Annotated in this window: 13 protein-coding genes; 7 read left to right on the forward strand and 6 right to left on the reverse strand. The window is 39.8% G+C overall.

What is annotated here, in order from left to right; genetic code table 11:
* Positions 1-560: 560 nt before the first annotated feature.
* The gene (gene cls, locus H5114_RS19525; RefSeq protein WP_182698796.1) at positions 561-2,015 is read right to left on the reverse strand and encodes a cardiolipin synthase; all 1,455 of its coding nucleotides are present in this window, start codon (positions 2,013-2,015) and stop codon (positions 561-563) included.
* Positions 2,016-2,331: 316 nt separating this feature from the next.
* Here cls and H5114_RS19530 point away from each other — a divergent pair, with 316 nt between their 5' ends.
* Positions 2,332-3,198: an endonuclease/exonuclease/phosphatase family protein gene (locus tag H5114_RS19530; RefSeq protein WP_259395346.1), complete on the forward strand. Its 867-nt coding sequence runs from the start codon at positions 2,332-2,334 to the stop codon at positions 3,196-3,198.
* 281 nt (positions 3,199-3,479) lie between these two features.
* On the opposite strand, the gene H5114_RS19535 is transcribed toward H5114_RS19530, so the two are convergent.
* Positions 3,480-4,313, reverse strand: a complete 834-nt coding sequence (locus H5114_RS19535; protein ID WP_182723840.1) for a LysR family transcriptional regulator — start codon at positions 4,311-4,313, stop codon at positions 3,480-3,482.
* Positions 4,314-4,421: 108 nt separating this feature from the next.
* Between H5114_RS19535 and H5114_RS19540 the strand changes: the two genes are divergently transcribed.
* Positions 4,422-5,627 carry a YbfB/YjiJ family MFS transporter gene (locus H5114_RS19540; RefSeq protein WP_259395347.1) on the forward strand — a complete coding sequence of 402 codons (1,206 nt, stop codon included), beginning with the start codon at positions 4,422-4,424 and terminating at the stop codon, positions 5,625-5,627.
* A 33-nt stretch (positions 5,628-5,660) separates the two neighbouring features.
* Positions 5,661-6,170 (forward strand): signal peptidase II, encoded by a 510-nt coding sequence (gene lspA, locus H5114_RS19545; RefSeq protein WP_182723842.1) that lies wholly within the window; start codon positions 5,661-5,663, stop codon positions 6,168-6,170.
* Positions 6,171-6,372: 202 nt separating this feature from the next.
* On the opposite strand, the gene H5114_RS19550 is transcribed toward lspA, so the two are convergent.
* Positions 6,373-8,118, reverse strand: a complete 1,746-nt coding sequence (locus tag H5114_RS19550; RefSeq protein WP_310736400.1) for a diguanylate cyclase — start codon at positions 8,116-8,118, stop codon at positions 6,373-6,375.
* 283 nt (positions 8,119-8,401) lie between these two features.
* Here H5114_RS19550 and H5114_RS19555 point away from each other — a divergent pair, with 283 nt between their 5' ends.
* The gene (locus H5114_RS19555; RefSeq protein WP_182723844.1) at positions 8,402-8,875 is read left to right on the forward strand and encodes a hypothetical protein; all 474 of its coding nucleotides are present in this window, start codon (positions 8,402-8,404) and stop codon (positions 8,873-8,875) included.
* 35 nt (positions 8,876-8,910) lie between these two features.
* On the opposite strand, the gene H5114_RS20760 is transcribed toward H5114_RS19555, so the two are convergent.
* Entirely contained in the window at positions 8,911-9,015 is a 105-nt protein-coding gene (locus tag H5114_RS20760) for a flagellar basal body protein (RefSeq protein ID WP_124016261.1), read from the reverse strand.
* Between H5114_RS20760 and H5114_RS19565 the strand changes: the two genes are divergently transcribed.
* Complete coding sequence (locus H5114_RS19565; RefSeq protein WP_124016030.1) at positions 9,014-9,322, forward strand: hypothetical protein; 309 nt, start codon at positions 9,014-9,016, stop codon at positions 9,320-9,322. The two genes, H5114_RS20760 and H5114_RS19565, sit on opposite strands and share 2 nt — an antisense overlap.
* Positions 9,323-9,673: 351 nt before the next feature.
* On the opposite strand, the gene H5114_RS19570 is transcribed toward H5114_RS19565, so the two are convergent.
* Positions 9,674-10,261, reverse strand: a complete 588-nt coding sequence (locus H5114_RS19570; protein WP_182723845.1) for a VOC family protein — start codon at positions 10,259-10,261, stop codon at positions 9,674-9,676.
* A 50-nt stretch (positions 10,262-10,311) separates the two neighbouring features.
* On the reverse strand, positions 10,312-10,794 hold the full coding sequence (locus tag H5114_RS19575) for a murein L,D-transpeptidase family protein (RefSeq protein WP_259395350.1): 483 nt from the start codon (positions 10,792-10,794) through the stop codon (positions 10,312-10,314).
* A gap of 209 nt (positions 10,795-11,003) precedes the next feature.
* Here H5114_RS19575 and H5114_RS19580 point away from each other — a divergent pair, with 209 nt between their 5' ends.
* Together H5114_RS19580 and H5114_RS19585 are read left to right on the forward strand one after the other, a co-directional pair.
* Complete coding sequence (locus H5114_RS19580) at positions 11,004-11,834, forward strand: ion transporter (protein WP_124016027.1); 831 nt, start codon at positions 11,004-11,006, stop codon at positions 11,832-11,834.
* Positions 11,835-11,897: 63 nt separating this feature from the next.
* A complete protein-coding gene (locus H5114_RS19585) occupies positions 11,898-13,526 on the forward strand; it encodes an MATE family efflux transporter (RefSeq protein WP_259395349.1) in 1,629 nt (542 codons plus the stop codon).
* The last annotated feature ends 92 nt before the right edge of the window (positions 13,527-13,618 follow it).

A 13,618-nucleotide genomic window follows, 5' to 3' on the forward strand; every position in this document is an offset into this window, starting at 1 on the left:
GTCGTTAAGTCGTTAAGTCATTAAGTCATTAAGTCATTAAGTCATTAAGTCACTTTAACGATTTTTGACAAGTATAACGTTCTGATTTACATGTTAAGGGTTAACTTATTTTAGCAAGGAAGATTGATGAACATGAAAAATGGCTGTGGAAAATTACCGCAATACTTATTTTAGGCATATTTCTACTGCTTGGTCCTGAGTTAGCCGCTTTGGCCTTGTTTATTGATTTTGTCAGTCTTGATGTTTTCTTATTACTTATTGAAGTACAGATAGTGGCAGTGAGTGGTTATTATTTTCACACTTGGTTTAAGCCAATATTGATGCCGATTTATCGCTTATTACTTAACTGTGATCCATATTTTTTTATTCCAACAAGGGCCCTAGTGAACAAGTATCCAATGGTTTTGTGCCATACAGTCCCCTTTTTAATCTTGTCCATTATCGGTGTCACAGTTGCTAAGCCTATTATTGATATGAGTGACATTTACTAAGTTACAGTTACTGATAGCTCGTGCAGATGATATAGCCCTGATTCAACCGCCAGCTTATCGTATCGACCGTTATAGCAGTGGACTAAAAAAGTAAAAAAATTGTTCCACTAATCGTTTGAACAACGGTCGTTTGCGCCACTCCCGCGCATCCATTTTAATTGAATTGGCCATATATTGATGTTGGACTTGACTGAGAGATTGAGTAAATTCTAAATTTTCTACAGAAAGCGTCACTTCGAAATTGAGCCACAAACTGCGCATATCAAGGTTAACCGTACCGATTAAGCAGTGGTGCAGATCGATTACCACTGATTTTGTATGCAAAAAACCGCCACAAAAACGATGAATATTCACCCCTGAATTGAGTAATTCACCAAAGAATGATCTGCTTGCCCATTCCACCATCAGTGAATCATTTTTATCGGGGATAATTAAGTTAACTTGAACACCGCGCAATGAGGCAGCGGTTAATGCAAACAGTAGGTTCTCACTGGGTACAAAATAAGGGCTAGTGATGGTGATACTGTGTTTGGCTTGATAAATACTCAGTAACAACACCTGCTGGATCATGTCCTCTGGCATGCCGGGTCCAGAAGGAATAACTTGCACCATATCAGATTTTTTATGCCCATCTGGGTGATAATCTGGTGGCTCGGGTAAAATTCTTTGGTCAGTTTCAGTTTCCCAATCCCACGCAAAAATACAATTAAGTACTGGCACATTAGAACCGGTAATTCTTACCATGACATCGACCCATTCACCCACGCCAGCGCTTTGGTTAAAATATTTAGGGTCGACTAAGTTCATGGAGCCTGTATATCCGATTTGGTTATCGATCACCACTATTTTACGGTGAAGTCGCAGGTCGAGTCGGCGAAAGAACATCCGTATCGGAGAAACTGACAACGCCGAGACAATAATAACGCCACCATCACGCATCCGTTTTGGCCACTGGCTTTTAAAAAATGTTCGACTGCCCGCGGCGTCGAGCAATATTTTTACTGCAATCCCACGTTCTGCTGCATCAATCAGTGCTTGGGCAACCTGGTCTGCCAGTCCGCCTGGATACCAAATATAGAACTCGAAATGAATTGATGTCTGCGCTTGTTGGATATCTTGCAGTAAGGTCGTTAAAATTGTTTCTGGTGATGATTTAAGGGTTAGTTGGTTGTTTGACAACGTCGGAATACCAAGGCGGTTTTCGCATAACTGGCTAATGTTAATCGTATAGTCATTTACATTTTGCGGACGAAATTGATGAGTTGTAAACAGTCGACTGAACCATTTTCGATAGGGCGTGTACATTTCTTTGGCCCTGACGGCCCGCTTTTTCCCAAGGTTCATCTCACCCACGAGTAAGTAAAGCACAACGCCTAGGATGGGGATCACATAGATAAGCATCATCCAAGCTAACGAAACCCCGACGGATCGCCTTTTATAGACAATACGGGCGGTGATCCCGGCAATAATTAACCAATAGGCTAATACGCTGATTATCGTTAATATTTTGTAAAGCTCAACCATAGCTAGCCAGTAGACCAATCATGTAGAAAAAACATGCACTTATCATATCAGCTTTTTAAAAGATTTGATTTACCCTCATCCATCTGTCTAGCTGGGTATATTAAACCGTTTGTTTTATTATAGTGGGGCCAGTGTTAATGATATTAGCCTTGATTAAATCAGTAGCAATAAAATGAGCATTGTTGAAGCTCAGGTTATTTAAGTTGTTGTTAAGCAGGTTAATGTCATTCAAGCTCTTGTCGAGTTTTTAGACATTATTTCAAATCATTAGAGGGAGTTCGCAATCGCTATTTTTCGCTCAAAGTCAGCATCCCCATTGCAACCTAAGCATAAACTGCTCAGGCTTATTCTATGGAGCAGTATTGTTATCGTCATACTTTCAATGGCGACAGCTAGCCTTATGGCACAGTTTATTCACTTGGCGACAGATCCCCGGGTGATTAACAGTCCACAAGGTTCATTTACGGCTCAATGCGTTACTGCCACTCCTGAAGCGACTTTGGATATTGATGGTCAATTGGCTGTCGCGAGCTGGAATATCTATAAACAACAAAATTCCGGCTGGCAAACGTTGTTAAGCCAGTTAGCCAGTCAGAATCAGTTATTGTTGCTGCAAGAAGTGAAGTTATCAGATGAGTTTAAGCAATGGCAGCAGCAAAGTCATCATCAATTGGCAATGGTACAAGCATTTCGTCAAGGTGAGACATCACTTGGGGTGATGAACCTGTCTGAGGTTTCTGCGCGTCAAAGTTGTGGCTATTTGACGGCCGAACCATTGATACAATTTCCCAAGTCGAGCCTGTTAAGTTATTTCCCTTTGTCTAATGGTGAGACTCTGCTGGTGGCCAATTTGCACAGTATTAACTTTGAGTATGCTCTAGACAGTTATGCGCAGCAGTTACAGCAACTTCTACCCGCTTTGCAAGCTCATAAAGGGCCAATCATTTTCGGCGGTGATTTAAATACCTGGCGCCAAGCCAGATTGTCTATGTTAGCTCAAATAACCAACACATTAGGGCTTAAGGCTGTCATCCCTGTAAAAGATACTCGAACAACAGTGATGGGCTATCCCATAGATCATCTTTATTACCGAGGACTGACTTTAGAATCTGCACGGGTAATCGATACCGAAACATCAGATCATCATCCTTTGTTAGGGCTGTTTAGATTAGGCGAAAATTAACATTTTTTTTAATGGCGACAAGTTTATTTGTACGTAAAACAAACCATTTTTGGGGCCGTTGGCTGTGTGATAGTTCTATCGTTCTGGAGTTAAGATCAATCCGTCCTTACCAGATTTTTAGAGCATAAGGTTGAGGACCATGGAATAGTGCAGTGATTGGTGTCATTGACTTAGTGTTTCGACTTGGTTTTTTTGATTAAGTTATTGAGTTGAATTGTTTAATTTTTCCATTTATTTTTTGAGTTATCTAAGAGGCCCTTTGATTTAGGGCGGTAGCATCGCTATTTAGTTAACAATTTTGCAAGGGTTAATATTCCAGCCTCTAATAGGCTACCTTTACGATAGACAATCGACAACTGAACATGCTTTGGGCCATGGCTCACTGGCGTCATAACGAGTGACTTCTCATAGCGGCTTCCTGTCACCATATTCTTGCCAATAATCGTGTAGCCCAAACCCGCGGCAATACAACCTAAAACACCATCCGCACTGCTCATCACCATGAGCTCATCATGATCTCGTCCAGCCTTTTGTTGCCAAATAAGGGCGTGTTTTCTATAGCCACAGCCTTCATCTCTGACCAGTAATACCGGATCATGTTCACTGTCTAGCGGCGTGACCATGATCAATTCTTCTTTCACTATAGGGATAACAACCAGTTTTTCATGTTTAGGTGCATTACCAATCGCGGCGCAGTCAACTTTATTGTTTAGTACCGAAAACACCAGTCTGTCGCTGGTATCGGTATAAATTTTGGTGCGAATTTGAGAATGATTAAGCTTGAGTTGTTTGAGGGCCAGAGGCATGTGAACCGCTGCGAATGTTTCTGGCATACCAACTCTTAACTCATAGCTTCCTTTATTGCGTAAAATGGCTGATGTGGCCTGATATTCTAACTGCAAAATTTGATCGGCATATTCGCAAAGCTGTTGTCCACTCGCTGTTAACTGTAACTTACGACCAATAATATTAAATAGTTTGGTATCCAGCTCTCTTTCGAGCTTTCTAATTCGGTTGGTGATATTAGATTGAACCGTATGCAGTTTATCCGCTGCGCCTTTAATACCTTCTTCATCGACTACAGCTTTGAAGGTTTTTAGTGTCAAAATTTCCATATAGTTCTCTTAATAAGAAGTATTTATTCTAAATAATTCAATTTTTAAGATTAGCAGGTTAACGTATTCTTTGTTAATTATTTATAATTCAAAGTGGTTAACATGCTAATGGCGTTAACAACATTCCGAGTATATTTTGCCGGTATCAGTAGTTTAATTGTGACTGTTGGTGTGGCTAGATTCTCCTACAGCCTGTTATTACCGATAATGCAGGATGGTGCAGGTTTAACTGAACTCGGAGGCGGTTGGCTCGCTAGCACTAATTTTATGGGGTACATGAGTGGAGTATTGCTTGCTGCTAGCCTGCATAACATGAACTATAAATACAACTTGCACCGGCTGTATCTTATATTGAGTGTGCTCACTTCAGCAGCAATGGTAATGACGACGGATATGGTCACTTGGTCGGTATTACGATTTATTGCCGGAGTTTGCGCTTCTGGTGGCTTTATTATTGCCTCTGGTTTGATATTAAAATGGTTAGTTAAACATCATCACCGTGCTGAATTAGGGATTCACTTCTCAGGTGCTGGGCTAAGTATCATCATTACATCATTACTGGTTGAGTTCATGCTGACAATATCAGCCGACTGGCAGCAACAGTGGTTGGCATTAGCCGTTATGGCGGCAGTATTTGCCATCCCAGCATGGTTATGGATGCCACACCCTTTCATTGATGGTCAAGTAGGGGGTACGGCTAAAGATACTCCTCCAAGCAAGGTGTTTAAATTGCTGATGATGTTGGCTTATTTCTGTGCAGGTTATGGTTATGCTGTTAGCTCTACCTTTATTGTTGATATTGTCGAGAGGGTTGAAGGCTTACAAGGGCAAGGGGGATTGGCCTTTTTATTAGTTGGATTAGCAGCAACCCCAGCAGCACTTATTTGGGATCGAATTGCGCGAAAAACAGGTTATATTAAAGCGTTAATCGTTGCGTATATTCTTCAGGCCATAGGGATTATTCTTCCAGCTATAAATGACAGCTTACCTGTGGTGATCTTAAGTGCATTAATGTTCGGCGGGACTTTTATCGCATGCGTTAGCATGGTATTAACAATGGCGGGTAAGTTTTATCCTAGTAACCCGGCTAAGTTTATGGGGACTATGACCTTGGCTTATGGTGCGGCCCAAATTCTTGCGCCTGTATGTACCGGATATCTTACTGAAACTTTTGGCAGTTATGATATTGGGCTATATGTCTCTGCTGCGATAGTGATGATAGGCACGTTGTTCTTGTTTGGATTATTCAGGATTGAAATAAATACTTCGGAAAAGAAAGACATCGATACACAAACTCGGTTTCTTATCGGTTAATTAGCCTATAGTCATCAATATTTTGGCGTAAACATGGACGTTCGGAAAAGACTGTTAACAATTTTTTCAGTGAGCTTTGCCTGTGTCGGCATTGATCAAGCGACTAAGTTGCTAGCATCAGAATACCTGACAAAAAATGCAATGGTCAGTTACTTTAATGACATCCTTAGAGTCGGTTTCGTTGAAAATATTGGCGCATTTCTTGGTTTGGGTAATAGCATGTCGGAGCAAGCTCGGTTTTGGCTTTTTGTGCTATTGGTAGGGGCATTTTTATTAGGTTTATTGTGTTATTTGTTATCAAATAACAAGCTGAATCTGCCATCTTTACTTGCACTATCACTTATTTTTTCAGGTGGTATTAGTAATTTCCATGACCGCGTGTTTAATCATGGTGCTGTGATTGATTTTCTCAATATTGGCGTTGGCAGTCTAAGAACCGGAATTTTTAATGTCGCAGATATTGCCATTATGATAGGTGTATTTATGATTATTATTGTTCAAGGCAAAAAAGACAGCTCGGCGCTATTAACGACTAACAAATGATCTTGCATAGCTAAGTATTGCGCTAGGCCTTGCCTGCATGTTACTTGGCTATTTTCAAGGACGCTTTGTAAGCGTTAATTAAAGACTATCAAGGTACTCAACCAAGCGGTTGAACTAAAAGACCCACTAATGAGTGTATAAGGCAATTGGATTGGTTAGTCTTAAGATTACACTTGCGCAGAGGCAGATGTCATTTAGCCAGCTAAATAGACGTCATTTTATTAACTTCTTGGCTTTTAATGGTTTGGTTTTGTGGCATGTGACAAACAACATTACGGCCACTGTTTTTGGCTTTATACAAAGCAACATCGGCAAGTTTGATTAGGTCCTCTAATTCAGTCATTTGTTCATTGTAAACCGCGACACCAAAGCTGGCAGTTACTGATAGCGGGCCAGTGTCATGTAAAACTGTCATTTTTTGTATGTTTTTGCGAATGAGATCAGCGAGATTAATTGCATCTGATTGAGTGGTGTTAGGTAAGAAAATGATAAACTCTTCACCTCCCCAACGCGCTAAAATATCACTTTTTCTGATGTGTTGTTGCAATGTTTGAGCAATACTTTTAAGTACATCATCTCCAGCTGCATGACCATAATCATCATTTATTGTTTTAAACCAATCGATATCTAACAGGATTATTGAAAAGGCTTGTTGATCTCTTATACCTAAATTCCATAACGGGCTAACGGCTACAGTAAAAGCACGACGATTGTATAATTCAGTTAAGTGATCTAATTGCGCGCTGACTTCAGCAGTAATACGAGCTTTATCTACCTTCTTTAAATTAAAGGCCAATGCTAAAGCTAAAATTGACATTTCAATTAACATACCTATTTCAATACTGTGAAATATCAGTGTGCTATAGGGAATAAAGCCCCAAGTAGTTGCTGCAGAGGTCGCCGCACCTCCAGCGCCGAGAAATACAGCAGGAATAAAAAACTTAACCGTATCGTGACCATTTTTTAAGACTAAAAAACCCAAAGATAAAAAAATAACCACTAATAGCGACGTCAGGGCGACACCTATATTAACGGCGAGTAATTGGTCTGCATTGAGAAATAGACTGGTGATTAACAGCATTAGGCCAGTATATACCCACTTTCTTATTTGATATATTTTAGGCGCAAACACTTTTAATTTAAGGAATTCAAAACAAAAGGCGATACTAAAAGCGATGTAACAATATAAAAAAAATATCATTAACCATTGTTGTAACAATAAGCTATTGGGCCAAATAAATTTAAAGCCATGGCCAGTATAAGCAATATTTAAACAAAAAAATGACAATAAATACAAAGAGTAGAATACATAGCTGCTATCTTTTAAACTGATAAAAAGCGTAATGTTATAAACGAAAAGTATAAAAAATGCGCCATATATAAAGCCATAAAAATAACTTGAGATAATTAGGTCATCTTGTATGACGTCGTGAGTTGTTAAGTACAATGGAATCAGCAGAGGGTCTTGTGATTCAAAGCGCATAAACACCTGAGTGATGCCAGGCTTAAACGAATATTGCTGTGACAGCATACGGGTTTTGTTTTCTCGTGCATTAAACGGTAGTGTGTCACCAATAAACGCTTTATCTACAACCTTACCTTGACGCATAAAATAAAAATCAGCATGGTCTAGCCAAGCGGTATCGAGGTAAAGCACTTTCTTTATTTCTTTATCCGATGAATTATTGATTAACACAGATGCCCACAGCGCATCATGAATAAACCCAAAACTGGCTCTTTCATCGGTATTTAGCGTGAACTTACCTTGTTTATATTGTTTAAAAGCATTCTGGAACGACAAATCCGCACTACGGTCTTGTAGAATAGTTAGGTGTTTATTAATGAATAGTTCACTAGGAACATTCGTTAATTCAATAGGTTTGCTAATAGCACCAAGACTATACAAGCATAAAAACAACAGTAGAAAACGTATAGTAAATACTCGCAAAGGTAAGGTAATAATAGATTAGTCGCTCACATATCTTTTGTCTAACTAAAGGATGACAGCAGTTAATCATGTGATTGCTAAGAATATGACGCTGAATAGCATATTGAGTAATATTTCATCACTCAAGCATCTTTGCAAAAATGTGTGATGCTGATGTGTATAATGGCGTCGATATTTTTGTTGTTACGCTTGCTTAGATTAGTCGAAAAAGATATTCATTTATCCAAAATTCCAAAATCAGTAAGATTGCCATTTAAATGGTGCATTAAATAGGGATATAAAGATGCTTCATAAAATTGAGAAATGGATTGATCAAACCAATGTCGAATATAAACAACAACGAATTTGCTGTGCTAAATTTTTCAGTGAGTTTGAAGGTTTTTATCCTTTAGCGTTTCTTGAACAAGCTTATTTCGTTGTGGTAGACGAGATCCCAAAACCTGACTTCCCTGAGCTTCGCCAAATGGGGTTCGGTAGCTTTATGGATATGCAAGCTGGTGGCATTACCTATAAGGATACCTATTACGTACTTCGCCATAATGTTTCGAGTTTGCGCTTACACTTTCATGAGTTAGTCCATGTGGCTCAATGGGCACATTTAGGCGCTCAAGATTTTATACTTCGTTACATGGATGAAATTCAAACCTTTGGCTATCACGAATCCCCTTTAGAGAAAATGGCTTATGCCTTAGATGCCAACTTCAGTGAAGGTGGGGCTAAAATTGATATACCCAGCTATGTTGTACGAAATATATAGTCATTTAATGTAAATTAGTAATAATGACATCGCAATCATATTAGACGTATTGCCTGTAGATTATTGATGTTACTAGCAATGACATCAATCAAAATTGCTTGATAATTAAGCGCGCTTATACAATGGAACTGTAAAAAAATGAATCAAACTCCAATAGATAATATTGCTGAATCAAATGAAATTGAAAGAATTAACCTATTACGCGCTAATTTAGATACATTGAGGCCTAAATCGTATAGCTGGCTTATTCAATGGGGAATTTTTGGCGCGACCATTGCCGCGATTGTCTATATTGCAGAATTTGATTTATTAGCAGAACAGAACTTTGTATGGTTCTTACTATTGCTTGTGACAGTTTGCTTTAATCGTTGCGAGGATTATTTAGCCCATAAGCGTATCGATCTCCTTATCAAACTGCTTGATAAAAGGGCATTTGATAAACTGTAATATTCTATGTATTTGATATGGCGAAGTGACGAGCATATCGATCGTCACACATTTCCAAGCAAACTTAACAGTTTTAAGATCCAGCAAGGCTGAGGTTATCAACGATTGACAGTTTAGTCTAATCGCCATAGCGTGTTTTGCTTATGCTATGTCGTTATTTCCTGTGACTAAGCAATAATGTTCTCGCTTCTTTTTATAGGATAACTTTGGTGTCAGCTAGTTACTTCAACTGGCTAGGTATCACATCTGATACCCCTATTGGGAGCTCGCTTTAGCGGAATTTTACCGCGAAAGTTAGCCGCTACTAGTTAGTGCTAATCGGGTTAAGATAAACCATTACCAGTAAAGAGATTAGCTTGCCGATTCACTGGCTAGAATAGTTTGAATATCGTGCGGATGCACTTTAACGCAAATACCATTGGCTTTAAATGCGATGGTTGGATTTGCTAAGCGTTCGTTATCACCTTTAGGTGAACTTAGCTTTACCTTAATGTTATGCTCACTTTTACCGGTATTGGCACTATCAGCGACAATAATCTTAGCTAATTGTGGGGCATGTTCCATGAGTTCTGCCACGAATGCTTCACTGGTTTTCGCTTGTGATGGAAACACTAATTCGATATGTTCCCAACCTTCAACGGGATAAGCTTTGTCTGAAGGAAAGGGCAGTTCAACACACTGAATGTTCATTGTCCCCATAACTAATGGCTCAACTAATTTAATGATTAAAATCGGCCGACCGTTAATCATGTTATTAGAGATAATGTCTCCATACTGACTAAATTCATCTGCCAGTAACTGCGCCGTTTGGCTGTTATTCACTCGAAGAGCTGCGTGATCACAATGAAGGGATAAACCTTCTAAACCTAACTGATGTATGAATGCAATAATGCGTTGACTAAAATCTGGCCAAGTATGTTGTAAGTATTGGTAATTCATTTAATAACCCAAAAAACAAAGCAAAATGGTATGGTTGATAGTAGATCAGCTTATGGCCATATCTCAATTGGCGTACCAGCATCAATCATTTGCCAAAGTTCATCCATTTCTTTGTTGGTGACAGCTATACAACCGTTGGTCCAGTTGTACTTTTGTGCTTCTTCTGGCGGTAACGATGAGCGAGGGTTTTCACCGTGGATCATGATCATACCACCGGCTCTTATGCCTAATGCGTCAGCACGCAATTTGTCTTCTTCATTAGGATATGAAATATGAATCGATTTATAAAATGCACTATCCGATTTTTTATAATCTAAGGTGTAACGACCTTGTGGAGTACGTTGATCACCTTCTTTAAGTTTATGACCACTGGGCACGTCACCCATAGCAATCAGATAACTTTTAATCACTTTTCCGTCACGCATAACAGACATGCGGGATTCAGATTTATTAACGACAACTAAATCGACTTTGGCCTTTAAAGATTGAGCTGATGATGCATTCGCCAACAAAGGGCAACAAAATATAACCATGAATAATATAGACAGCGTGCGCATGAAATCTCCGTAAACCAATGACCTTTTTATTTTTTATTGTAAAATGACCGATTGTGAATGTTAAATCTCGGCGGTCAATGTTAGATTTTAACGACATCAAGGGTTAATTGATATTAGTTGACCGAGTTATTTGCAAGTTTTTGCAAGTTTTTTGATAGATATAACCTAATACAGCGAAACCTAAAATGAATACCGAAGAAAAAGCCGACAGCCCACTAAAACAAACACTCAGAAGCGTGATATTTGGTACTGAAACGCCAGCAGGTAAACGCTTCGATATTGCACTGATGATTTGCATTGTACTGAGTGTGACACTGATTTTTATCGACACCATAGGAACTATTCATGCGCAATATGGTGATTATATTCGTATTGGAGAATGGACCTTTACGGTAATCTTTACCGTTGAGTACATATTAAGATTATATTGTTCATTGAATCGGTTACACTATGCCCGCAGTTTCTTCGGTGTAGTCGATTTAGTGTCTATTTTGCCCAGTTATTTAGGTTTGATATTCCCCGGTGCAAATTTAGCATTAGCAATAAGAGTGTTAAGGCTATTCCGTGTATTCAGAGTGTTAAAGCTACTGCGCTATTTAAGTGACGGTAATATATTGCTCAAAGCCATGATACTGTCGAGCCGTAAAGTATTTCTGTTTTTCTTTTCGGTCAGCCTGATCATTATGGTACTGAGTGTGATTATGTATGTTGTTGAAGGCCCAGTGAATGGCTTTACTTCCATACCTAAATCAATGTATTGGACAATCGTAACGATTACCACTGTGGGTTATGGTGATATTACGCCGCAAACTACGTTAGGTCAGGGGATTGCTGCGCTAACCATGCTTATTGGTTATTCGATTATTGCCATTCCAACCGGCATTTTAACCGCTGAGATCTCAAATGAAATGGTCAGAACCCGTGATTTACGTAAATGTAATAATTGCGGTAAAAAAGGCCACGATAATGATGCCGAGTACTGTAATCATTGTGGCAGCGAGTTAGAAAAGCTGTAGTTTTACCTTTATTCATCGTCCAGTTACAATCTTGCGCAGGGTGATTTCATCTCAAGGATACCAATGACCACAGCTAAATTTGTCGAAGGACCCATTTTACGCCACATCTTAGTGATGAGTTCGACCGCTGCCGTCGGTATTTCGGCGTTATTTGTTGTCGATTTACTCGACATTTTCTTCTTAAGCTTGCTCGGCGAAGTTGAGCTTGCTGCTGCGGCAGGTTATGCCAGCACCATTTCATTTTTTACCACTTCTATTGGTATCGGCTTATCCATTGCCCTTGGTGCCTTAGTGTCAAAAGCTGTGGGTGCTAAGAATATTAAGTTAGCGAAAAGATTATTCTTAAACAGTGCCATAGTCACATTAGTGACCAGTGTGTTGGTGGCTGCAGTGGTGATTACATTTGTTCCAGAGCTGCTCGCATTAATCGGTGCAACAGGGCGTACTGCAGAGCTAGCCCAAAGCTATTTGTATATTCTACTGCCATCGTTACCGTTTATTTGTTTAGCCATGGCATTGGGGGGCGCTTTACGTGCCGTGGGTGATGCAAAATTGTCGATGATGTCAACACTCGCTGGTGGCGGTGTTAATGCGGTGTTGGATCCTATCTTTATTTTTTCTCTATCAATGGGCATCGAAGGTGCAGCGGCGGCGTCAGTTCTTGCTCGTATCGCAGTATTCATTATCTCCGCGCGCGGTGTGGTGATAAAACATAAGTTGTTAGGTCGATTCTCATTTGACGAGTTTAAACAAGATCTCAGGGTAATATTTGCCATTGCCGCCCCAGCAATGCTCACCAATGTGGCCACCCCAATTGGTAATGCCGTGGTTACGCGTGCCATAGCCGATTTTGGTGACAGTTATGTGGCCGGTTGGGCGGTATTAGGCCGCTTGATCCCTGTAACGTTTGGGATGATTTTTGCTCTGTCTGGCGCCGTTGGGCCGATTGTGGGACAAAACTTTGGCGCCAATGAAATAGAGCGTGTGAGATTAAGTTTGACCAACGCTATTCAGTTTTGTGTGGCTTACGTATTAGTGATGTCGCTAGGGCTGTATTTATTGCGTAATGTGATTGTCAGTAGTTTTGATATGGAAGGTGATGCTGCTGAGTTGATTTTGTTTTTCTGCCAATATATCGCGGTGTTCTTTATCTTTTCGGGTATCTTATTTATTGCCAATGCGTCATTTAATAATTTAGGTAAAGCCAAATATTCGACCTTTTTTAACGTCGGTAAAGCCACCATTGGCACTATCCCCTTTGTGTATTTTGGTGCGCAGTGGGGCGGGGTATTTGGGGTGCTCATCGGTCAGGTGATTGGAGCAATTATCTTTGGTGTGATTGGTATTTTTTGCGCATATCGATTAGTGGATAAAATTAGTCGTCAAGGCTTAGTGTCCGCAGCAGCCAATCAACAAGTGTTAGAAAACGATGTGATTAACATTGATATGGTCGCGGCACCGTCACCTATGTCAGGGCGTACTCAGATGGCGCAATTGGATGAAGAACCCTTGTGTAAACAGTTCGCCGAGCAGGCTCCTGTCGATAAAGAGAATACCGATAAGGACGACATTAACACCAGCTATGCAGAGCAATCTATTCCAGCATCATCGATTAAAGATCAAACCATTGACGATAAAACTCGTGCAAATAACGTTAATACTGACAATAGGCCTACAGACACAAGCAAATAATGGCATCAGGTTATTCCAATAACGGTTTAATCCCTATTGAGTCTATATTGAACAGCTAATAAAAAGCCCCTATTTTGGTTTGACCAAGATAG

The organism is Shewanella sp. SR43-8 (genome assembly GCF_014163775.1).
Lineage (GTDB): Bacteria > Pseudomonadota > Gammaproteobacteria > Enterobacterales > Shewanellaceae > Shewanella > Shewanella vesiculosa.

Excerpts from the sequence above, each read along its gene's own strand:
- H5114_RS19565 (WP_124016030.1), top strand. The coding sequence starts at position 9,014 with ATGAATCAAACTCCAATAGATAATATTGCTGAATCAAATGAAATTGAA.
- H5114_RS19540 (WP_259395347.1), top strand. The coding sequence starts at position 4,422 with ATGGCGTTAACAACATTCCGAGTATATTTTGCCGGTATCAGTAGTTTA.
- H5114_RS19575 (WP_259395350.1), bottom strand. The coding sequence starts at position 10,794 with ATGGTTATATTTTGTTGCCCTTTGTTGGCGAATGCATCATCAGCTCAA.
- H5114_RS19555 (WP_182723844.1), top strand. The coding sequence starts at position 8,402 with ATGCTTCATAAAATTGAGAAATGGATTGATCAAACCAATGTCGAATAT.
- H5114_RS19570 (WP_182723845.1), bottom strand. The coding sequence starts at position 10,261 with ATGAATTACCAATACTTACAACATACTTGGCCAGATTTTAGTCAACGC.
- cls (WP_182698796.1), bottom strand. The coding sequence starts at position 2,015 with ATGGTTGAGCTTTACAAAATATTAACGATAATCAGCGTATTAGCCTAT.
- H5114_RS19585 (WP_259395349.1), top strand. The coding sequence starts at position 11,898 with ATGACCACAGCTAAATTTGTCGAAGGACCCATTTTACGCCACATCTTA.
- H5114_RS19580 (WP_124016027.1), top strand. The coding sequence starts at position 11,004 with ATGAATACCGAAGAAAAAGCCGACAGCCCACTAAAACAAACACTCAGA.
- lspA (WP_182723842.1), top strand. The coding sequence starts at position 5,661 with ATGGACGTTCGGAAAAGACTGTTAACAATTTTTTCAGTGAGCTTTGCC.
- H5114_RS19535 (WP_182723840.1), bottom strand. The coding sequence starts at position 4,313 with ATGGAAATTTTGACACTAAAAACCTTCAAAGCTGTAGTCGATGAAGAA.